This is a genomic window from Tsukamurella pseudospumae (genome assembly GCF_001575195.1).
Classification (GTDB): domain Bacteria; phylum Actinomycetota; class Actinomycetes; order Mycobacteriales; family Mycobacteriaceae; genus Tsukamurella; species Tsukamurella pseudospumae.
In genome coordinates this window covers 1-18,238 of the sequence record NZ_LSRF01000057.1, presented here as the reverse complement: position 1 = coordinate 18,238, position 18,238 = coordinate 1, and the positions used below count along the sequence as shown (strand labels likewise).

22 protein-coding genes are annotated in these 18,238 nt (G+C 69.4%); 7 read left to right on the top strand and 15 right to left on the bottom strand.

Features of this window, described 5'->3' with window-relative positions:
- Window positions 1-12: 12 nt before the first annotated feature.
- Together AXK60_RS17070 and AXK60_RS17065 are read right to left on the bottom strand one after the other, a co-directional pair.
- Complete coding sequence (locus AXK60_RS17070; protein ID WP_068572952.1) at window positions 13-711, bottom strand: DUF2334 domain-containing protein; 699 nt, start codon at window positions 709-711, stop codon at window positions 13-15.
- Window positions 712-803: 92 nt separating this feature from the next.
- Window positions 804-1,292, bottom strand: coding sequence for a glutathione peroxidase (locus tag AXK60_RS17065; RefSeq protein ID WP_068572950.1), 489 nt, complete (start codon window positions 1,290-1,292; stop codon window positions 804-806).
- Between the two features lie 81 nt (window positions 1,293-1,373).
- Here AXK60_RS17065 and AXK60_RS17060 point away from each other — a divergent pair, with 81 nt between their 5' ends.
- Both AXK60_RS17060 and AXK60_RS17055 read left to right on the top strand, forming a co-directional pair.
- On the top strand, window positions 1,374-1,868 hold the full coding sequence (locus tag AXK60_RS17060) for a MarR family winged helix-turn-helix transcriptional regulator (RefSeq protein WP_139058019.1): 495 nt from the start codon (window positions 1,374-1,376) through the stop codon (window positions 1,866-1,868).
- On the top strand, window positions 1,865-3,475 hold the full coding sequence (locus AXK60_RS17055) for a DHA2 family efflux MFS transporter permease subunit (RefSeq protein ID WP_068572946.1): 1,611 nt from the start codon (window positions 1,865-1,867) through the stop codon (window positions 3,473-3,475). The genes AXK60_RS17060 and AXK60_RS17055 overlap by 4 nt, the downstream gene beginning before the upstream one ends.
- A gap of 88 nt (window positions 3,476-3,563) precedes the next feature.
- Here AXK60_RS17055 and AXK60_RS17050 read toward each other — a convergent pair whose 3' ends face one another.
- From AXK60_RS17050 to purD, 5 genes are all read right to left on the bottom strand, one after another.
- Window positions 3,564-5,663, bottom strand: a complete 2,100-nt coding sequence (locus AXK60_RS17050; protein ID WP_068572945.1) for a S9 family peptidase — start codon at window positions 5,661-5,663, stop codon at window positions 3,564-3,566.
- Entirely contained in the window at window positions 5,660-6,550 is an 891-nt protein-coding gene (locus AXK60_RS17045) for a phosphoribosylaminoimidazolesuccinocarboxamide synthase (protein ID WP_068572943.1), read from the bottom strand. The genes AXK60_RS17050 and AXK60_RS17045 overlap by 4 nt, the downstream gene beginning before the upstream one ends.
- Window positions 6,551-6,636: 86 nt before the next feature.
- A complete protein-coding gene (gene purB, locus AXK60_RS17040) occupies window positions 6,637-8,064 on the bottom strand; it encodes an adenylosuccinate lyase (RefSeq protein WP_068572941.1) in 1,428 nt (475 codons plus the stop codon).
- A gap of 50 nt (window positions 8,065-8,114) precedes the next feature.
- Window positions 8,115-8,717 carry a TetR/AcrR family transcriptional regulator gene (locus AXK60_RS17035; protein ID WP_068573414.1) on the bottom strand — a complete coding sequence of 201 codons (603 nt, stop codon included), beginning with the start codon at window positions 8,715-8,717 and terminating at the stop codon, window positions 8,115-8,117.
- An 87-nt stretch (window positions 8,718-8,804) separates the two neighbouring features.
- Window positions 8,805-10,043 carry a phosphoribosylamine--glycine ligase gene (gene purD / locus AXK60_RS17030; protein WP_175400066.1) on the bottom strand — a complete coding sequence of 413 codons (1,239 nt, stop codon included), beginning with the start codon at window positions 10,041-10,043 and terminating at the stop codon, window positions 8,805-8,807.
- 100 nt (window positions 10,044-10,143) lie between these two features.
- Between purD and AXK60_RS17025 the strand changes: the two genes are divergently transcribed.
- Window positions 10,144-10,623, top strand: coding sequence for an ArsR/SmtB family transcription factor (locus tag AXK60_RS17025; protein ID WP_068572937.1), 480 nt, complete (start codon window positions 10,144-10,146; stop codon window positions 10,621-10,623).
- A 9-nt stretch (window positions 10,624-10,632) separates the two neighbouring features.
- Entirely contained in the window at window positions 10,633-11,034 is a 402-nt protein-coding gene (locus tag AXK60_RS17020) for an HIT family protein (protein WP_068572935.1), read from the top strand.
- Between the two features lie 3 nt (window positions 11,035-11,037).
- On the opposite strand, the gene AXK60_RS17015 is transcribed toward AXK60_RS17020, so the two are convergent.
- From AXK60_RS17015 to AXK60_RS17000, 4 genes are all read right to left on the bottom strand, one after another.
- The gene (locus AXK60_RS17015; protein ID WP_231855501.1) at window positions 11,038-12,483 is read right to left on the bottom strand and encodes a sensor histidine kinase; all 1,446 of its coding nucleotides are present in this window, start codon (window positions 12,481-12,483) and stop codon (window positions 11,038-11,040) included.
- A 7-nt stretch (window positions 12,484-12,490) separates the two neighbouring features.
- Window positions 12,491-13,174 carry a response regulator transcription factor gene (locus AXK60_RS17010; protein WP_068572933.1) on the bottom strand — a complete coding sequence of 228 codons (684 nt, stop codon included), beginning with the start codon at window positions 13,172-13,174 and terminating at the stop codon, window positions 12,491-12,493.
- Window positions 13,175-13,281: 107 nt separating this feature from the next.
- On the bottom strand, window positions 13,282-13,620 hold the full coding sequence (locus AXK60_RS17005; RefSeq protein ID WP_068572931.1) for a GNAT family N-acetyltransferase: 339 nt from the start codon (window positions 13,618-13,620) through the stop codon (window positions 13,282-13,284).
- Window positions 13,617-14,609, bottom strand: coding sequence for a pirin family protein (locus tag AXK60_RS17000; protein ID WP_068572929.1), 993 nt, complete (start codon window positions 14,607-14,609; stop codon window positions 13,617-13,619). Before AXK60_RS17000 ends, AXK60_RS17005 begins: the two co-directional genes overlap by 4 nt.
- Window positions 14,610-14,627: 18 nt before the next feature.
- On the opposite strand from AXK60_RS17000, the gene AXK60_RS16995 reads away from it, so the two are divergent.
- On the top strand, window positions 14,628-15,092 hold the full coding sequence (locus AXK60_RS16995; protein ID WP_068572927.1) for a carboxymuconolactone decarboxylase family protein: 465 nt from the start codon (window positions 14,628-14,630) through the stop codon (window positions 15,090-15,092).
- Window positions 15,093-15,236: 144 nt separating this feature from the next.
- Here the strand turns inward: AXK60_RS16995 and AXK60_RS16990 are convergent, their stop codons facing one another.
- The 3 genes from AXK60_RS16990 to AXK60_RS16985 form a co-directional block, all read right to left on the bottom strand.
- Window positions 15,237-15,596, bottom strand: a complete 360-nt coding sequence (locus AXK60_RS16990) for a hypothetical protein (RefSeq protein ID WP_068572925.1) — start codon at window positions 15,594-15,596, stop codon at window positions 15,237-15,239.
- A 156-nt stretch (window positions 15,597-15,752) separates the two neighbouring features.
- Window positions 15,753-15,926, bottom strand: a complete 174-nt coding sequence (locus AXK60_RS27120) for a hypothetical protein (protein ID WP_156485629.1) — start codon at window positions 15,924-15,926, stop codon at window positions 15,753-15,755.
- Window positions 15,923-16,258 (bottom strand): hypothetical protein, encoded by a 336-nt coding sequence (locus AXK60_RS16985; protein WP_068572923.1) that lies wholly within the window; start codon window positions 16,256-16,258, stop codon window positions 15,923-15,925. Before AXK60_RS16985 ends, AXK60_RS27120 begins: the two co-directional genes overlap by 4 nt.
- Window positions 16,259-16,378: 120 nt before the next feature.
- On the opposite strand from AXK60_RS16985, the gene AXK60_RS16980 reads away from it, so the two are divergent.
- A complete protein-coding gene (locus AXK60_RS16980; protein WP_068572921.1) occupies window positions 16,379-17,212 on the top strand; it encodes an alpha/beta fold hydrolase in 834 nt (277 codons plus the stop codon).
- 27 nt (window positions 17,213-17,239) lie between these two features.
- Here the strand turns inward: AXK60_RS16980 and AXK60_RS26565 are convergent, their stop codons facing one another.
- Window positions 17,240-17,755 carry a hypothetical protein gene (locus tag AXK60_RS26565; RefSeq protein ID WP_139058018.1) on the bottom strand — a complete coding sequence of 172 codons (516 nt, stop codon included), beginning with the start codon at window positions 17,753-17,755 and terminating at the stop codon, window positions 17,240-17,242.
- Between the two features lie 133 nt (window positions 17,756-17,888).
- On the opposite strand from AXK60_RS26565, the gene AXK60_RS27425 reads away from it, so the two are divergent.
- Window positions 17,889-18,197, top strand: a complete 309-nt coding sequence (locus AXK60_RS27425; protein WP_068570701.1) for a transposase — start codon at window positions 17,889-17,891, stop codon at window positions 18,195-18,197.
- Window positions 18,198-18,238: the final 41 nt, after the last annotated feature.

The following is an 18,238-nucleotide window of genomic DNA, read 5'->3' as shown; positions in this document are numbered from 1 at the left end:
GGACGTCAAGAGTCAGGCGGCAGCGAGCATCCGCGTCCGGTGCTCGTACACGACCGGCGCCGCGCCGTGGTGCAGCGCGAGATCGACGGCGTCGAGCATCGTGCGGCTGACCGTCGAGGAGTCGAGCCGCCGGGCGTCGACGGCGAGGCGGAGGACGCCGCCCCGTCGAGCGATGCGGTTGGCCTGCGCGAGGAGCGCGCGGCACCACCAGGGCTCGCTCAGGAATCCGTCGCCGATGCCGAGCACCCGGGCCCTCTCCTCCTCGCCGGTGACGAGGTCGGTGATGGCGGTGTAGCCGAGGTTGAGCCGGAAGCCCGCGTCGGGCAGGGCGAGCACCGCGCCGGTCGAAGCGTTCCACCGCGGCGCTGCGAAGACACGGGTGCGCAGTCCCACCGTCTCGAGCACGCGGTCGGCCGCGGCCAGACGCAGCTTCGCCTCGTGCGCGCCGAGCGTCGAGAACTCGGCGCGGCGGCGCTTCGTCGCGGCCTGGTCGTAGCCGTTGAGGACGATCACGTCGCCCCCGGCGCGACGCTCCCGCAGGAAGGCCTGCGTCGACGGGTCGTCGACCAGCTTGTACTTGCCCTTCAGGCGGGGCGCCACGAGCAGCGAGACGGGCACACCGCGCTCGTCCATCTGCGCCGTGAAGCGTTCCGCGTGCCCGCGGGTGGCGTCGGAGAGGGCGGAGACCGAGACGTACAGCGGCGAGCTCATGTTCGTGAGTGTGCGCCGCGTTCCTTACCGATTCGGGGATGGAAGGTTACGTGTCGCCCAACTCGCTGCTCAGGCGGCCGACGGTACGCCGCTCAGGCGAGGACGGCCTCGATCGCACCGACCACCTCATCCGACTCGGGCTCGGTGCGGGGGCGGAAGCGCTGCACCGTGACGTGATCGGGCGCGACGAGGAACTTCTCGAAGTTCCACTGGATGTCGCCGGCCTCGCCCTCGGCGTCGGCGGTCTGCGTGAGCTCGACATAGAGCGGGTTGCGGTTCTCTCCGTTGACCTCGGTCTTCTCCAGCAGCGGGAAGGTCACGCCGTAGCTCGTCGAGCAGAAGGTCGCGATCTCCTCGGCGGTCCCCGGCTCCTGGCCGGCGAACTGGTTGCAGGGCACGCCGAGCACCGTCAACCCCCGGTCCGCGTACCGGGTCGCGAGGGCCTCCAGACCCGCGTACTGCGGCGTCAGGCCGCACTTGCTGGCGACGTTGACGACGAGCACGGCCCGCCCGGCGTAGTCGGCGAGGGAGGTGGCGGCACCGTCGAGCGTGGTGAGGGCGATGGAGTCGAGAGCAGTCATGGCTCCGAGCCTACGCGGGATGTAACGCAGGACACATCTATCTCGTTTGCGCAATGGTTGCGCCGGAGTTATCGTTTTTGGGTGCAAGCAACACCCGTCGACGTGACTCCCGACGCGCTCACCGAGGTCTTCGGCGAGTTCATGGGCCGTCTCATGTGCAATGTCACGCAGGAGAGCCTGGGCACGATGTTGTCGTCCGACATCACCGCGCATCAGTTCCACATTCTGCTGCAGCTCACCGCCAGCGAGGCCCCGCTCCCGATCAACCGGCTCGCCGATGATCTGGGGCTGTCCGTCGCCGCCACGGGACGGAACGTGGAGAAGCTTGTTCAGCTCGACATGGTGGATCGTCGCGAGGACTCCTCCGACCGGCGGATCAAGAACCTGACCATCACCGACCTCGGCCGTAAAACAGTTGCCTCCGCGGTCAGCGACAAGCATCGTGAAGTGCTGAGCTTCGCGGAACGGCTGCCCGCCGGGCTCCGCAACCGGCTGCACGACGTGATGGTCGAGATCCTCGACGAGGGCCTGATCCCTCCGAACCCCTTCTTCACCGCAATGAAAGAGAACGCATGAGTACCGAGAACACGCTCGACAAGAGCGAGATCCCGCACGCGGGTGAGGGCCTCGACCGGCGCGTCCTGATGGTGGCCGGTGTGGTCGTCCTCGGATCGATCATGGCCATCCTGGACATGACGATCGTGGCGGTCGCGCAGAACACCTTCCAGGCGCAGTGGGGCGCATCCCCCGCCACCGTCGCCTGGACGATGACCGGCTACACCCTGGCCCTGGCCGCGGTGATCCCCGTGACCGGCTGGGCCGCCGACCGATTCGGCACGAAGCGGCTGTACATGGCGGCCACCGCGATGTTCGTGGCGGGCTCCGCGCTCTGCGCCACGGCGACGTCGATCGACCTGCTGATCCTCTACCGGGTGCTGCAGGGCCTCGGCGGCGGCATGCTCATGCCGCTGGGCATGATGATCCTGACCCGGGCCGCAGGCCCGGAGCGCATCGGCCGCGTCATGGCCGTGCTCGGTATCCCGATGCTGCTGGGCCCCATCGGCGGCCCGATCCTCGGCGGCTGGCTGATCGAGTCCTTCTCGTGGCACTGGATCTTCCTGATCAACGTCCCGATCGGCGCCATTGCGATCACCTACGCCTGGTTCGTGCTGGACAAGGACGAGCCCGTCAAGGGACAGAAGTTCGACCTCGTCGGCTTCATCCTGCTCTCGCCCGGCCTCGCACTGTTCCTGTTCGGCATCTCCTCGATCCCCGAGGCGCAGTCGGATTCGTCGATGTACACCGGCCGGGTCATTCCCGCGACGGCCGTCGGCCTCGTGCTGATCATCGCTTTCGTCTTCTGGGCGCTGCGCGCCAAGCTGCCGCTGCTGGACCTGCGGCTGTTCAAGAACCGGAACATGACGGTGGCCATGATCACCTTCGCCATGTTCGCGATGGCCTTCTTCGGCAGCTCGATCCTGTACGCGCAGTACTTCATCGGCATCCGCGGCGAGTCCACCCTCATGGCCGGCCTGCTGCTCGCGCCGCAGGGCCTGGGCGCCATGCTGACGATGCCGATCGCCGGCGTGCTCACCGACAAGTTGGGCCCGGGCAAGTTCGTGATGACCGGCCTCGCGCTGATCACCGGCGGCATGATCGCCTTCACCCAGCTCTCGGCGGACACGCCGTACTGGATCCTGCTCGGCTCGCTGTTCATCCAGGGCCTCGGCATGGGTATGACGATGATGCCGACCATGTCCGCCGCGATCCGCACGCTGGCACCGGAATCCATCTCGCGCGGTTCCACGCTGACGAACATCGTCCAGCAGATCGCTGCGTCGATGGGCACCGCGATCTTCTCCGTGCTGTTCACCAACTGGCTCACAAACGCGGGCCCGGCGATGCAGACCCCGCAGGGCGAGAAGCACACCGGCGCGTTGGCCTTCGGACTCAACTCGAGCCCGGACGCTCGCGAGAGCGGTATCGCGATGTTCCAGGGCAGCGAGAGCGGCTTCGGCAAGTTCCTGCACGAGAACCTGCCGTTCGCGGCGGAGGCGTTCGGGAACACCTACTTCGTGGCCGCGATCCTGGTGGCGTGCTGCATCATCCCGGCGTTCTTCCTGCCCCGCACCCACGCGGCGGACACCGAGGCCGCCGAGCGGCAGATGGTCATGCCGCACTGATCATCACCTGATACGACGAGTGCCCGGTCCCCGATGGGGGCCGGGCACTTCTCGTCTGTTCGACGGTCCGCCGTCAGACCGCCGGCCGTCAGCCCCTGCCGAGCCGGCCCAGGACCCAGGCGTACTCGAAGGCGGTCTCGCGCCACTTCGCATACCGTCCGCTGACGCCGGCGTGCCCGGCGACCATCTCGGTCTTGAGCAGGATCTCGTTGCCGGACGTGGTGTGCGCCAAGAGCTCGGCCACCCACTTCGCGGGCTCGGTGGGGAGCACGCGGGTGTCGTTGAGCGAGGTGGTGGCGAGGATCGCCGGATAGGGCTTGTCGGCGACGTTCTCGTACGGCGAGTAGTCGCGCATGTAGCGGTACACCTCGGCACTCTCCAGCGGGTTACCCCACTCGTCCCACTCCCCCACCGTGAGCGGCAGGCTCGGGTCGAGGATCGAGGTGAGCGGGTCCACGAAGGGCACGTCGGCGACGATGCCCGAGAACAGCTCCGGTGCCAGGTTCGCGACCGCTCCCACGAGCAGGCCGCCGGCGCTTCCGCCCATGGCGACCAGCTGCTGCGGCGTCGTGCGGCCGGCGTCCACGAGATGCTGTGCGACGTCCACGAAGTCGGTGAAGGTGTTGGTCTTCTCCAGCTGCTTGCCGTGGTCGTACCAGGCACGCCCCATCTCGCCGCCGCCGCGCACGTGCGCGACCGCGAACACCACGCCGCGATCCATGAGTGACAGGCGCGCCACCGAGAACCACGGATCGAGGGTGGCCTCGTAGGAGCCGTAGCCGTACAGCAGAGTGGGGGCCGACCCCTCCCCGATGTCCTTGCGGCGCACCACCGAGACGGGCACCTGCGCACCGTCGCGGGCGGTGACCCACACCCGCTCAGCGGTGTAGAGGGCGGCGTCGTAGCCGGGCACGTCGGCGCGCTTGAGCACCGTCTGCTCACCCGTCTCCGGGTCGAGCTCGAGCGCGGTGCCGGGCGTGACGAAGGACTCGTAGGCCAATCGCAGCCGCGGGGCGTCCCATTCGGGGTTCGCGGCGGGCCCGAGGTTGACGAGCGCTTCACCCGGATCCCATTCCACGAACTCCGGTGCGGCGGTGGCCTCGGCCAGCGCGAGCCGAGGCAGGCCGCCCCGTCGGTACCCGAGGGCGAGACGTCGGGCGAAGGCGTCCACGTACTCGAGCCGCACGTCGTCGCGGTGGGGGACGAGGACCGTCCAGTCCTGTGGGGCGTCGACGGGGGCCGAGGCCAGCTCGAAATCGATGCCGGTGCGGTTGTGCAGGAAGAGGAACCGATCCTCCCCGTCCAGCACCGCGTGCTCCACGGAGTACTCGACGTCCTCCTCGCGGGGCCGCAGCACGCGGAACTCACCGGAGGGGTCAGTGGCGTCCAGCACCCAGGTCTCGGAGCTCAGGGTCGACGATGCCGCGATCATCAGGTACTTCTCGCTGCGCGTGAGCCCGACGCCCACCCCGAAGCGCTGGTCCTCCTCGTGGAAGATCCGCACGTCGGAAGTATCCGAACCGATCTCGTGCCGCCAGATGCTGTCGGCGCGCCAGGCGTCGTCGACGGTGGTGTAGAACAGGTACCGCTCCCCGGCGGACGTGATCGGCGCCCAGGTGGCGCCGTAGAAGACGTTCTCGACCACGTCGGGCAGCGGCTCGCCGGTCTCGATGTTCCTGACGCGCAGCGTGAACCGCTCGTCCCCGGAGGTGTCGAGGGAGTAGGCGAGCAGGGCACCGTCGGGCGATACCGAGGCCGCGCCGACGGCGATGTACTCGTGCCCCTCCGCCTCGACGTTGAGGTCGAGCAGGATCTGCTCGCCCGGTAGGGATCCCTCGGCGAGCACCGGCGGGGTCCAGTCGTCGGGCCCGGCGATCGGTGCGCGGCAGTGGATGCCGTACTGCTTCCCCTCGACGGTGCGGGCGAAGTACCAGAACCCGCCTCGGCGCTGCGGGACCGACATGTCGGTCTCCTTGGTGTGCGCCTTGATCTCGCCGAAGATCGCCTCGCGCAGCGGTTCCTGCGCTGCGGTGGCGGCCTCGGTGTAGGCGTTGTGCGCGCGCAGGTAGTCCAGGACCTCCCGGTCGTCCTTGTCGGCGAGCCAGGCGTAGTCGTCGATCACGGTGTCGCCGTGGAAGGTCCGCTCGGCGGGAACCTTCTTCGCGACGGGCTGGACCGGCCCCGTCATGCGGCTCCGCCCGGCCAGTCCGCGAAGCTCAGGCCCGAGATGCGCTCGTACGCCTCGATGTAGCGGGCGCGGGTGCGCTCCACCACGTCACCGGGAAGGGGCGGCGGCGGGGTTCCCGCATCGGTCGACCAACCGGACTCCTTGGTGAGCCAGTCACGGACGATCTGCTTGTCGAAGCTGGGCAACGCCTTCCCCGGTTCGTACAGCGCACCGTCCCAGTAGCGCGACGAATCGGGCGTGAGCACCTCGTCGGCGAGCAGGAGGTCACCGTCGGAGCTGCGACCGAACTCGAACTTGGTGTCCGCGAGGATGATCCCGCGATCGCGGGCGATATCGGCGCCACGGGCGTAGACGTCGAGGGTGAGCTCGCGCAGCTGCGTCGCCAACTCGAGCCCGACGTCCTGCGCCACCCGCTCGAAGGAGACGTTCTCATCGTGATCGCCCACAGCGGCCTTCGTGGCGGGCGTCAAGATCGGCGGATCGATGCGGCTGCCGTCGACCAGTCCGGCCGGCAGCGGCACGCCGCACACCTCGCCGTTCGCCCGGTACTCCTTGAGCCCGGAGCCCGTGAGGTAGCCGCGAGCCACGCATTCGACGGGCACCATGTCGAGGCGGCGGGTGATCAGAGCGCGGCCGAAAACCGCCTCGGGGATGCGGGGATCGTCGGCCGGGCCCGCGAGGTGGTTCGGCACGCCCAGCGCATCGAAGAAGAACACGGACATCGCCGTGAGCACGCGCCCCTTGTCGGGGATCGGCGTGTCCAGGATGTAGTCGTAGGCGCTGATCCGGTCGCTCGCGACGAGCAGCAGGTGCTCGTCGTCCACCGCGTACAGCTCGCGGACCTTGCCCGAGTAGATCGGCGTGTATTCGCTCAGTTCAGGACGCACCCCGCCACCCTATCGCCCTCCCAATTGAACACCGTTATGGAGAGGAAACCCGCAGGTCGGATTCTCCATAACGGTGTTCAATCGAGTTAGAGGATGGGGGCGGGGCTGTAGCCGGCGGCGGCCGGGTACTTCACGACGAGGGCCTCGACCTCGGCGACGACCTGCGCCACCTGGGCCTCCGCGGCACCGGTGAAGGCGGCGCGGTCGGCGAGGGCCTCGTCGAGTTGGACGCGCGAGAGCCCCAGGCGGGAGTCGCCCGCGAGGCGGTCGAGCAGATCCGGCTCGCGGCCCTCCTCGCGCATCGCCAGCGCCACCGCGACGGCGTGCTCCTTGATGACCTCGTGCGCCGTCTCGCGGCCGACGCCCGCCCGCACCGCGGCCATGAGCACCCGGGTGGTGGCGAGGAAGGGCAGGTACCGGTCGAGCTCGTTGGAGATCACCGCGGGGTAGGCGCCGAACTCCTCGAGCACCGTCAGGAAGGTCTCGAAGAGGCCGTCGATCGCGAAGAACGAATCCGGCAGCGCCACACGGCGGATCACGGAGCAGAAGACATCGCCCTCGTTCCACTGCGCGCCGGCCATCTCCGCCGCCATCGACCCGAAGCCGCGCAGGATCACCGCGAGGCCGTTGACGCGCTCGCAGGAGCGGGTGTTCATCTTGTGCGGCATCGCGGAGCTGCCCACCTGACCGGGCTGGAAGCCCTCGGTGACCAGCTCGTGCCCGGCCATGAGCCGGATCGTCGTCGCGAGGGACGACGGTGCCGCCGCCACCTGGACCAGTGCGCTCACCACGTCGTGGTCGAGCGACCGCGGGTAGACCTGGCCCACCGACACGAAGGACTGCGAGAAGCCGAGGTGCGCCGCGACCCGCTCCTCCAGTGACGCCAGCTTGGACGCGTCGCCGCCGAGCAGGTCGAGCATGTCCTGCGAGGTGCCCATCGGGCCCTTGATGCCGCGCAGCGGGTACCGGCCGATGAGGTCCTCGAGGCGGGCGATCGCCACAAGCAACTCGTTCGCGGCGGAGGCGAAACGCTTGCCGAGCGTGGTGGCCTGCGCCGCGACGTTGTGCGAGCGACCCGCCATCACGACCGAGGAGTACTGCGCGGCGCGCTCGGCGAGCCGGGCGGCGACGGCGACGGCGTGATCGCGCACGTACTCGAGCGATCGGAGCACCTGCAGCTGCTCGACGTTCTCCGTGAGGTCACGGCTGGTCATGCCCTTGTGGATCTGCTCGAAGCCGGCGAGGTCGCTGAACTCCTCGATCCGCGCCTTCACGTCATGCCGGGTGATCCGCTCGCGCTCGGCGATCGACGCGAGATCGACCTGGTCGACGACCTTCTCGTACGCCTCGACGGCACCTGCGGGTACGTCGATCCCGAGGTCGCGCTGCGCCTTGAGCACCGCGATCCACAGCTGGCGCTCCAGCACGATCTTGTACTCGGGCGACCACAGCTCGCGCATGCGCGGGCTGGCGTAGCGGTTGGCGAGGACGTCGGGGATGCGGGGAGTGCTCACCAGCCGATTGTCTCATGCACGACTCGCTCGGCCGTCCACGGAAGGAAGCCCTACGGCAGGACGGGCGCCAGATCGTCGACGACGGCAGCGAGGGCGTCCCGGATCGCGCGGTTGACGTCCGCGCCCGGCGTGGTGAAGGCCGCGAGGGCGGCACCGTCCTCGATGGCCATCAGTCGGTCCACGCAGGGCCTGTCGGCCCGCCGCCCGGACCTGTCGAGAACCTCGGCGTGCAGGTCCGCCAGCACGTTCCGTGTCTGGGCCTGCAGCCGGGTGAGCTCGGGGTCCCGCGTGCACAGCACCAACCGCTCGTACCGGGACACCAGCGCGCCGCGCTCGGCCTCCGTGTCCGACGCGAAGAACACCGCTGCCAACAGTTTCGCCAGCGCCGCGTCACCGCGGCGGCGCCTGCTCACCGCGTCGACCCGGCCGCGGATCGCGGCGGTGTCGAGCTCGCCCGCGTAGGCGACCGCGTTGGAGAGCAGGTCCCCCAGGGACTCGAAGTAGTAGGTGGTGGCCGCCAGGGGAATGTGCGCCCGGTGCGCCACCGCGCGGTGCCGGACCGACTCGAAGCCACCCTCGACGAGGAGTTCCCCGGCCGCCGCCACCAGGGCCGCGCGCCGGCGCTCACCCTTGGGCGTGGTCGCGGCTGTCATCTGAGACATGCTGCCAGCACGCCCCGCCCGGCCAGACCTTTTCGATCAAATCGTCCGACGTCATCGTCGGCGACGAGCACAAATGCGCTACTGCAACGCCTGGTATCCGATATCCGTCCGGAAATGACTGCCCGGCAGCTTGATCCGGTCGAGTTTCGCGTACGCGTCCGCGCGGGCCGCCCCGAGGTCGTCGCCGACGCCGACGACGTTGAGGACGCGGCCTCCGTTGGAGACCAGCCGGCCCTCGCCGTCGAGGGCCGTGCCCGCGTGATAGATCCCCGCGCCGTCGGCGCCGGTGATGACATCGCCCTTCCGGGGCGACGCCGGATAGTTCTCGGCGGCGAGCACCACGGTGATGGCGGCACCGTCGCGCCATCGGAGCGGGGGCAGTGCGCCCAGCGTGCCAGTGGCGGTCGCGTTGAGCGCCTCGCCCAGGGGCGACTCGAGGAGGCTCAACACGGCCTGCGTCTCGGGGTCGCCGAAGCGGCAGTTGAACTCGACGACGGCGGGCCCCTCGGACCCCATCGCGAGGCCGGCGTAGAGCAGGCCGGAGAAGGGCACGCCGCGCCGCACCATCTCGCGGGCGACGGGGCGCACGACGGTCTCGACGATCTCGTCGACGGCCCCCTCCGCGAGCCATGGGAGCGGGGCGTAGGCGCCCATGCCGCCGGTGTTGGGGCCGGTGTCGCCGTCACCGACGCGCTTGTGGTCCTGCGCGGGCAGCAGCGGCACCACGTCCTCGCCGTCGACGAGGCAGAACAGGGACACCTCGGGACCGTCCAGGAAGGACTCGAGAAGGGCGGGCCGGCCGGACTCGATGAGGTCGGCGGCGTGGGCGCGGGCGGCGGCGCGATCGGCGGTGACGACGACGCCCTTGCCCGCGGCGAGGCCGTCGTCCTTGACCACCCAGGTGGGCCCGAACCGGTCCAGGGCCGCGTCGATCGACGCCGGACTGTCGACGATCTCGCTGCGCGCGGTGCGGACGCCGGCGACCTCCATGACGTCCTTGGCGAAGGCCTTCGAGCCCTCGATCGCCGCGGCGGCGGCGGACGGGCCGAAGACCGCGATGCCGCGTGCGCGGACCGCGTCCGCGACGCCGAGGACGAGGGGAACCTCCGGCCCGATCACGACGAGGTCAGCGGCGAGGCGCTCGGCCAGGGCCGCCACCTCGTCGCCCGAGGAGGCCTCGACCTGGTGATTGGTCGCGATCGCTGCGGTGCCGGGATTCCCGGGGGCCGCATGCAGCTCGGTGACCTGCGGGTCACGAGCCAGCGCGTCGAGGAGGGCGTGTTCGCGGCCGCCGGTGCCGATGACGAGTACTCGCACGTCGACGACCTTACCGGCGACCACTCCGGACATGGCAACCGCGCAGCCCGGGAGCGCCTGGCCTGCGCACTCCGCGCCTGATGCCCCGTATTCTGACCCCATGACCACCGACGATCGCCTGGCCGGGCTCGAGGCGCGGGTGGCAGCGCTCGAGGCGGCCATCGGCGCACCGTCGGGCCCGGAGGACGCAGGACGGGCACCCGAAGCGGGCGGCGGCACCGTCGGGTACGCCGGCGACGTGCGCCTCGACGGCGAGGTGTGCTGGCGCATCGACTACTCCGCGGGCGCGCTCGCGGCGATGCCGCCGGAGCGCCTCGCCCCTGTACTGGCCGCGCTGGGCCACCCCGCGCGACTCGCGCTCGTGCAGGACCTGCTGGGCGGGCCGCGCACGGCGGCGGAGCTGATGGAGCGGGTGGACGGCGGGTCCAAGGGCCAGCTGTACCACCACCTGGGCACTCTCACGGCCGCGGGCGTCGTGGAGAAAGGGGCGCGCGGTCAGTACGCGGTCGCGCCGCAGCGCGTCGTGCCGATCCTCGTGGCGTTGTTGGCGTCCGCGGACATCGGTGGGCTGCTCCGATAGCCTGGCCCCATGGCAACCGTGTTCTCGAAGATCATCGCCGGCGAGCTCCCCGGGCGGTTCGTGTACCAGGACGATTCCGTGGTGGCGTTCCTGACCATCGCGCCGCTCACGCAGGGCCACGTGCTCGTGGTGCCCCGCGCGGAGGTGGACAACTGGGAGTCCATCGACGACGAGCTGTGGGCGCACCTGAACGGCGTCGCGCGCAAGCTGGGCCGGGCCGTCAAGCGCGCGTTCGACGCTCCGCGCGCGGGCCTGATCGTCGCCGGATTCGAGGTCCCGCACCTGCACCTGCATGTCTTTCCCGCGTACGGCCTCACCGATTTCGACTTCGGACAGGTCGATGCGAGCCCCACCGCGGAGTCGCTGGACGAGGCGCAGACCAAGATCGTCGAGGCGCTCGCCGCGGAGTAGGGATCAGCGCGGCAGGCGCACCGTGAAGGTCGCACCCTCCCCCGGGGCCGTCTCGACGGTGACGGTGCCCCCGTGCCGCTCGACGATGCTCTGCACGATCGACAGCCCCAGGCCGGCGCCGCCGCTGCCGCGACTGCGCGAGGAGTCAGTACGGTAGAACCGCTCGAAGACGCGCGCGGCCTCGCCGGGATCCATGCCCTCCCCCGTGTCGGCGACCGACAGCACCACCGCGCCGGGTGCAACGGCCACTCGGACACGCACCGAGGCGTCGTCGGGCGTGTGCCGCAACGCGTTCGAGACCAGGTTGGTGACCACCTGGTGCAGCCGATCGCGGTCGCCGGTGAGTTCGACGGTGCCCGGGTCCGAGGCGACCGCCGGGCCGGGAGCCGTTGCGTCCGCCGGGTCGGGTTCGACGACGAGCTCGATGTCGCGGCCCGGCTCGCGGGCCTGCGCGGCGTGGACCACGTCGTCGGCCACCGCCACGACGTCGACGGTGTCCTCGGCCAACGGCCGCCGCGCGTCGAGCCGGGCCAGCATCAACAGGTCCTCGACGAGCAGGCCCATCCGCTGCGCCTCGGACTCGATGCGAGACATGACGAACTCGGTGTCGTCGGTCGCGCCCTGCCGGTACAGCTCGGCGAAGCCGCGGATCGACGTGAGCGGCGTGCGCAGCTCGTGCGAGGCGTCGCCGACGAACCGGCGCATCCGCTCCTCGTCGGCGCGCGCGTGCTCCTCCGAGGCCGCGACGCGGTCGAACGAGTCCTGGACCTGGTGCAGCATCGTGTTGATCGACGTCGAGAGGCGACCCACCTCCGTGTGCGCGGGCGCCTCGGGCACGCGCCGGGTGAGGTCGCCCGCGGCGATCGCCTCCGCCGTCGCCTCGACCTCCTCCAGCGGCCGCAGCGATCGCCGCACCACGAGGTAGCCGAGCCCGCCCGCGACGATGAGCACGCCGCCGCCGATCAGCAGTTCGAGGGCCACCATCGCGCGCAGCGTCGATTCGACCTCCGAGAGGGTCACGGCGACGTAAGCGACGCCGTACTGGGAGCTCGACTGCACCACTCGCCACTGCGGACCCTTACCGCCCACCGACCGCACCGTCACGGCGTCGCCGTGCAGATCGTCGAGGCCCGACAGGTCGGGTCGCTCCGTGAAATCGGGATTGCTGATCTGCAGCTGCGTCCCGTCGGGGAGGAAGACGGCCTGGTAGAAGCGGGTGGGTGGCGGCTTCCCACCGCGGACAGGCTCGGGCAGGTTCGGCTTCGGCCGGGCCCAGGTGTCGGCGGCCTGCCGCAGCGTCTGGTCCTCGCGGGACAGCAGGCGGTCCTGCATCGCCGCGGTCAGCGCCGTGCCCGAAGCGAGCAGGCCGAGGAAGACGAGCCCCACCACCAGCGCGACGAGGGAGAAGCGCAGTGGGACCCGGGACACGACGCCGGTGCGTGAGCCCACCGCGCGCCTACCGGGGTTCGCGCAGCACGTAGCCCACGCCGCGCAGCGTGTGGATCAGGCGGGTCTCGCCGGTGTCGACCTTGCGGCGCAGGTACGAGACATAGGACTCGACGACGTTGACGTCACCGCCGAAGTCGTAGTGCCACACGTGATCCAGGATCCGTGGCTTCGACAGCACAACGCCGGCGTTGACCATGAAGTACCGCAGCAGGGTGAACTCCGTCGGTGAGAGAGAGACCAGCTCCCCCGCCTTCCACACCTCATGGGTCTCGTCGTCGAGCTCCAGATCGGCGAAGACCAGCCGCGCGGACGCCTCGCTCTCACCGAAGCCACTGCGGCGCAGCAGCACATTGATCCGCGCCACCACCTCCTCGAGGCTGAACGGCTTGGTGACGTAGTCGTCGCCGCCCAGGGTCAGTCCCGCGACCTTGTCCTCGATCGAGTCCCGTGCGGTGAGGAACAGCGCGGGCGCCTCGACGCCGTCCTGGCGCAGCCGCTTGAGCAACCCGAGCCCGTCCATCCCCGGCATCATGATGTCGAGCACCATGACGTCCGGACGGAAGGCCCGCACCTTGTCGAGCGCGGCCGGCCCGTCCGGGGCCACGGCCACCTCGAAGCCCTGGAACTTGAGGCTGACCTGCAGCAGCTCCCGGATGCTCTGCTCGTCGTCGACGACGAGGACGCGGGGCATGGGTTCGTCTTTCACGCTGGACACCACGCCATCGTGCACCGTGCGACGCCCAGGACTCTGACGACTCGCTGGCAGTTCCCTGTGAACGCGTCCGAGGACGGCGCCGGTCAGCGCAGTGCGGCGAGGATCTCCGGCGTGACCGGGTCGACGTCCGCGGCGTCCGGATGCTTGATCACGTACTTCTTGACCAGCGGACACACGGGGACGACGTGCTTGCCCGCCGCACGGGTGTCGGCGAGCGCGTCACGGATCAGGATGGAGCTGAGACCGCGGCCGCCGAACTGCTCGAACACCTCCGTGTGCGGGAAGATCCGCTGCTGCTCGCCGTGGTCGATGAACAGGGTGAATCCGGCGAGCTCGCCACCCACGGCGACCTCGTAGCGGCCCTCGGCGTCGTTCCGGGCGACGGTGACGGCGTCCTGGGTATCAGCGGTGTTGTCGGTCATCGTGTGCTCCTCGTGCGCGGTTTCAGGCGGGTGGTGGGCAACGGCGGCGCGGGCAGGTACTGATCGTCCCGCCAACCGCTCACTTCGCCGAAACGCACGGACCGCGCCTCCCATTCCTCGCGGAACCCGACGATCTCCTCGTGGCTGCGGCCGACGAAGTTCCACCACATCACGATGTCCTCCCCGAACGGGGCACCGCCCAGCAGGATCACGCGGGCGGGCCGATCGGTGGGGTTGTGCAGCCGGAGTCCGCCGAGGCCGGGCCCGGCGTATCCGAGATCGCCCCGGGTGAGGGCCACCCCGTCGAACAGGAGACGCTCCGTGTCGAGCAGAACGCCGTGCTCGAACTCCTCGTTCACCGCGATCGCGACGCGCGCACCGGGCGCGAGGTGGATCTCGGCGCCGAGTAGCGGCGTGGCGGTGGTGATCTCCGCGGAGCTGCCCGCGAGCTCGCCGATGAACACCTTCACGGTGCCGCCCGGACCGTCGGGGCGCACGTCGGGAAGTTCCACGACGGGCGGCACGTAGTGTTGGAATCCGTTGTGGGCGTTACGTACCCGGTCCGGTAGCGCGAGCCACAGCTGCACGCCGTGGAGCATCGTGGTCTCGGGCGTGGACACCTCGGAGTGGCTGATGCCGGAGCCGGCGGACATCAGGTTGAGCTCGCCGGGCAGGACGGGCGCCTCGACGCCCGCGCTGTCGCGGTGTTCGATCTCGCCCTCGAACAGCCAGCTCACGGTCTGCAGACCGGTGTGCGGGTGCGGCGGGACGTTCATCCCGCCGGAGCGATCCACCTCGTCGGGGCCGTAGTGGTCGGCGAAGCACCACGCACCGATCATCGAGCGCTCGTGCGTGGGAAGGGTGCGGCGCACCGTCATCGCCCGAGGGCCGCCGAGCGGCACCTCCCGGGCCTCGATCACCTCCACTCCGGCGCTCGGAGCCGTGGCCCCGCACTCGACCTCTTCGGGCGTCCGGTCGACGTTGCTCATAGCGGCTAGCCTAGTGCCATGCCAGCGCAGAGAGTGCGGATCGACAAGGCCTCACCCCGGATCTACAAGCAGCTCGTCGCGGTCTCGGCCGAGGTGGCCGCGGCCGCGGAGGCGGCCGGGATGAGCCGCGGGGTCATCGAATTGGTGAACCTGCGGTGCTCGCAGCTCAACGGCTGCGCGTTCTGCCTCAACCTGCACGCGCAGGCGGCGCGCGCCGCGGGCGTCAGCGATCAGCAACTCGACGTACTGCCCGCGTGGCGCGAGGCCCCGGGCCTGTTCGACGACCTGGAGCGCGCCGCGCTCGAGATCGCCGAGCTGGTGACCTCGCTGCCTCCGCATCACGCCGCGGACATCGCCTACGACCGCGCGACGGACGTCCTCGACGAGACTCAGACGTCCGTACTCATCTGGGCCGCGGTCACGATCAACGCGTTCAACCGCGTGTCCGTGGTCAGTGGGTACGAAGTGCGGCACCGGGGCTGATCCGCAGGGCGACGGTGCCACAGCGTCGCGAGAACGCCGACGATTCCCGCCGGACCCGGGACCAGCGTGGCCGATATGGTGTCACTCGTCCGTCCCCCGTCGCCTCCTTACCGATTGGACGCGCCGGGCGGCGGAACGGTTCCGTCAGATCGCGGGCTCGTACGAGATCTGGTAACCGTTCGGAGCGACGACGGCGAGGCCTCGACCCACGTCGAGGCGGTAGGTGTAGCCGTTGTTGACGGCGCTGTAGGACGAGCCGTTCGACCACACGACGGGCGCGGTCACCGCCAGGCCGTTGCCCTTGCCGAAGCCGCGGTACTCGGTGCGGCCGTCGCCCTTCCAGCGGCAGATCGACGCGCTGGAGCTGGGCGTCTCGATGTGGGCGACGACGGTCTGGTGGACGTCGCACGGGTTCGGCGACGCGTTCGCCGCTCCGGGTGCGACGAGGGCGAGGCCGGCTGCTGCGGCGACCGCTGCGGTGATGGTGACGGTCCTGGTGATCATGACGACTCCTCCGTCTTGCGGGTGTGCTGACCCCTCCACCGTGCGCCTCAACCCTTAAGCCTCGCTCAACATCCGCTGAATCGTCGCCGGACGACTCTCGCCAGCACGATGGCGGACGTGCTGAATCGGCCGGTGGAAGCTACTCCGCCTGACAGGTCACGCCGGGAGGCGGCCCTCCGCGACGTCGAGAACCCACTGCTCCGGCTCCTCGCCCCGGCGGCGAGCGACTTTGACCAGGATTTCCGCGCTGAGCTGTCGAGACCGTGGCGAATCGCCAGTGAGCTCGAACTTCGCGTTAGCTCGTGCTTTTGCGCTGTCGTAATCGCTCATGTCGCACCTCCTGAGCTGTCGTCGTCAGTGTTCATCATCGCGAGCCGCGCCGCCACTGCTGCGAGAATTGCCAGCTCACTGTCGGTTACCGGACTCTCGTCCGTCAGGGCACTCATCACTGCCTTTCCGAACTCCTGAGCACGGACGTTCTCCTGCTGATTCGCCTGCTCAGCGGCCCACTGATATCGACACCACCACTCTGTTCGCGCATCGTGACTGATCCGATGGGCGCGGTCCCTCGTCTCCGACCACGTGCGCTGCCCAAGGGTCGCGAGCACGCCGGCGACACCGGCCAGGCCGACCACCAACGTCACCAACGGTCCACTGAGCATCCCACCCTCCCCTCACGAATTCGTCCCCTACCCATTGGACGCGCCGGGACGCCGAACGGTTCCGCGCATCTCCGCCCCGGGGCGGATGCCGCGCACCGTCGAGCGTGGTTGGGTGAGTGCATGACGGAACGGATCACGGAGTTCACCAGGTCGGGACTGGTCTTCCCGGTCGTCGACAGCGGACCGATCGACGGGGAGATCGTCGTTCTGCTGCACGGCTTCCCGCAGACGCCCACGTCCTGGGCGGCCGTATCGGAGCACCTGCACGCGCGGGGGTACCGCACCGTCGTCCCGTGGCAGCGCGGGTACGCGCGCACGGCGACCCCGCCCCGGCGCTGGCAGTACCGCAGCTCCGAGCTGGCGGCGGACATCGCCGCGCTGCTGGAGCGCACCGGTCCGGCGCACCTGGTCGGGCACGACTGGGGCGCGTCGACGGCCTGGCTGACCGCGTCGTCGTACCCGCACCTCGTGCGCACGCTGACCGCTGTCTCGGTGCCGCACCCGCTCGCCTTCCTGCGGGCCTTCCTCCGCTCGGACCAGGCCCTGAAGTCGTACTACATGTACCTCTTCCAGGTCCCGTTCGTCCCGGAGTTCCTGGCCCGACGGTTCCCGTCCCGGTTCGAGGCCTTCCTCCGCGCGAGCGGGATGCCGGGCCCGGCGATCGGCACCGTCGTCGACGAGGTGCTGGCGCCCGGGCTCCTGGGCGGGGGCCTGAACTACTACCGCGGCATGCCCTTCACCGCGGTGAAGCCGGGCGAGGGCACACGGATCGGCTGCCCCGTGACCTATGTCTGGAGCACCGACGACATCGCCCTCAGCCGCGCCGGTGCGGAGCTCGCCGGAGAGTACGTGGACGGGCCGTACCGGTTCGTCGTGCTCGACGGGGTGAGTCACTGGATCCCCGACGAGCGGCCGGAGCAGCTCGCGGGGCTCATCGCTGACACCGCCACGTGAGCACGTCGTAGAACTCATCCAGAGTGCTCACTCTGAGTAGAAAGCCCCCGCGAATCCCCGACGTTCACCGACGAAATCACTCCAATCATCTGTCCTGTGAATCAAATTGGGGAGAATATTCACGATTGCGGCAAGGATGGAATTTTCCGCATTGTCCTCCAGGCCGAGAAAATATTTGAACAAGGGAATTACACATTCATTCCACACCCGCTCATGACTCTGCGGATCCGGACACGCCAACAGACCGCAAATTCTCACAACACGAAGCACTTCTTCCAACGAGACGGTTTCCTTCAGCACTCTCGTCAACAGCTTTCGGACCAGCGTCACTGTCAGCCACTCAATCCAACGCCCAGTGAGACCCTTCAACTCGCTAGCACCCTCCGGACTTACGTCGAATTCACTGTATCCAGTGTTGCGCAGTTTGACCGATTCCAACACCAGTTTGTCAAAGTCCCAGCCGGATTCCTCCAACACTGCGGACAGAACGGAATCCGTCGCCAGTTCGACCGCGTCCCCGACCTTGCGAATCGCCCAAGCCACTGACGCGATGAGGTCGCACCAAAAGTGAGAGGTTTCCTCATCCGCTCGCCGATTCGCCTGAAGGGACTGCCGCACTGATAGGTGACATCTGATCTGGCTTGCCCGGGAGGGTGGGCCTGGAAGGATGGCCATCGTGCCTAAGCCGTATCCGCAGGAGTTCCGTGACGACGTGGTCCGGGTTGCCCGTGACCGTGAACCGGGGGTGACGCTCGCGCAGGTCGCGAAGGACTTCGGGATCCACGAGATGACGCTGACGAAGTGGCTGCGCCGCGCCAACATCGACGACGGCAGCAAGCCCGGCATGACGAGTGGGCAGTCCGCGGAGTTGCGGGAGGCCAACAAGCGAATCCGGTTGTTGGAGCAGGAGAATGAAGTCCTGCGGCGGGCTGCTGCGTATTTGTCGCAGGCGAATTTGCCGGGAAAAGGTTCTACCCGCTCGTGAAGGAGCTTGCCGCGGACGGGATCCCCGTCACGGTGACGTGT

What these genes read in the sequence shown, in the direction of transcription:
- AXK60_RS17070 (WP_068572952.1), bottom strand. Translation starts at nt 711, where the DNA reads ATGAGCTCGCCGCTGTACGTCTCGGTCTCCGCCCTCTCCGACGCCACC.
- AXK60_RS17065 (WP_068572950.1), bottom strand. Translation starts at nt 1,292, where the DNA reads ATGACTGCTCTCGACTCCATCGCCCTCACCACGCTCGACGGTGCCGCC.
- AXK60_RS17055 (WP_068572946.1), top strand. Translation starts at nt 1,865, where the DNA reads ATGAGTACCGAGAACACGCTCGACAAGAGCGAGATCCCGCACGCGGGT.
- AXK60_RS17050 (WP_068572945.1), bottom strand. Translation starts at nt 5,663, where the DNA reads ATGACGGGGCCGGTCCAGCCCGTCGCGAAGAAGGTTCCCGCCGAGCGG.
- AXK60_RS17035 (WP_068573414.1), bottom strand. Translation starts at nt 8,717, where the DNA reads ATGACAGCCGCGACCACGCCCAAGGGTGAGCGCCGGCGCGCGGCCCTG.
- AXK60_RS17025 (WP_068572937.1), top strand. Translation starts at nt 10,144, where the DNA reads ATGACCACCGACGATCGCCTGGCCGGGCTCGAGGCGCGGGTGGCAGCG.
- AXK60_RS17020 (WP_068572935.1), top strand. Translation starts at nt 10,633, where the DNA reads ATGGCAACCGTGTTCTCGAAGATCATCGCCGGCGAGCTCCCCGGGCGG.
- AXK60_RS17010 (WP_068572933.1), bottom strand. Translation starts at nt 13,174, where the DNA reads ATGCCCCGCGTCCTCGTCGTCGACGACGAGCAGAGCATCCGGGAGCTG.
- AXK60_RS17005 (WP_068572931.1), bottom strand. Translation starts at nt 13,620, where the DNA reads ATGACCGACAACACCGCTGATACCCAGGACGCCGTCACCGTCGCCCGG.
- AXK60_RS17000 (WP_068572929.1), bottom strand. Translation starts at nt 14,609, where the DNA reads ATGAGCAACGTCGACCGGACGCCCGAAGAGGTCGAGTGCGGGGCCACG.
- AXK60_RS16995 (WP_068572927.1), top strand. Translation starts at nt 14,628, where the DNA reads ATGCCAGCGCAGAGAGTGCGGATCGACAAGGCCTCACCCCGGATCTAC.
- AXK60_RS16990 (WP_068572925.1), bottom strand. Translation starts at nt 15,596, where the DNA reads ATGATCACCAGGACCGTCACCATCACCGCAGCGGTCGCCGCAGCAGCC.
- AXK60_RS27120 (WP_156485629.1), bottom strand. Translation starts at nt 15,926, where the DNA reads ATGAGCGATTACGACAGCGCAAAAGCACGAGCTAACGCGAAGTTCGAG.
- AXK60_RS16985 (WP_068572923.1), bottom strand. Translation starts at nt 16,258, where the DNA reads ATGCTCAGTGGACCGTTGGTGACGTTGGTGGTCGGCCTGGCCGGTGTC.
- AXK60_RS16980 (WP_068572921.1), top strand. Translation starts at nt 16,379, where the DNA reads ATGACGGAACGGATCACGGAGTTCACCAGGTCGGGACTGGTCTTCCCG.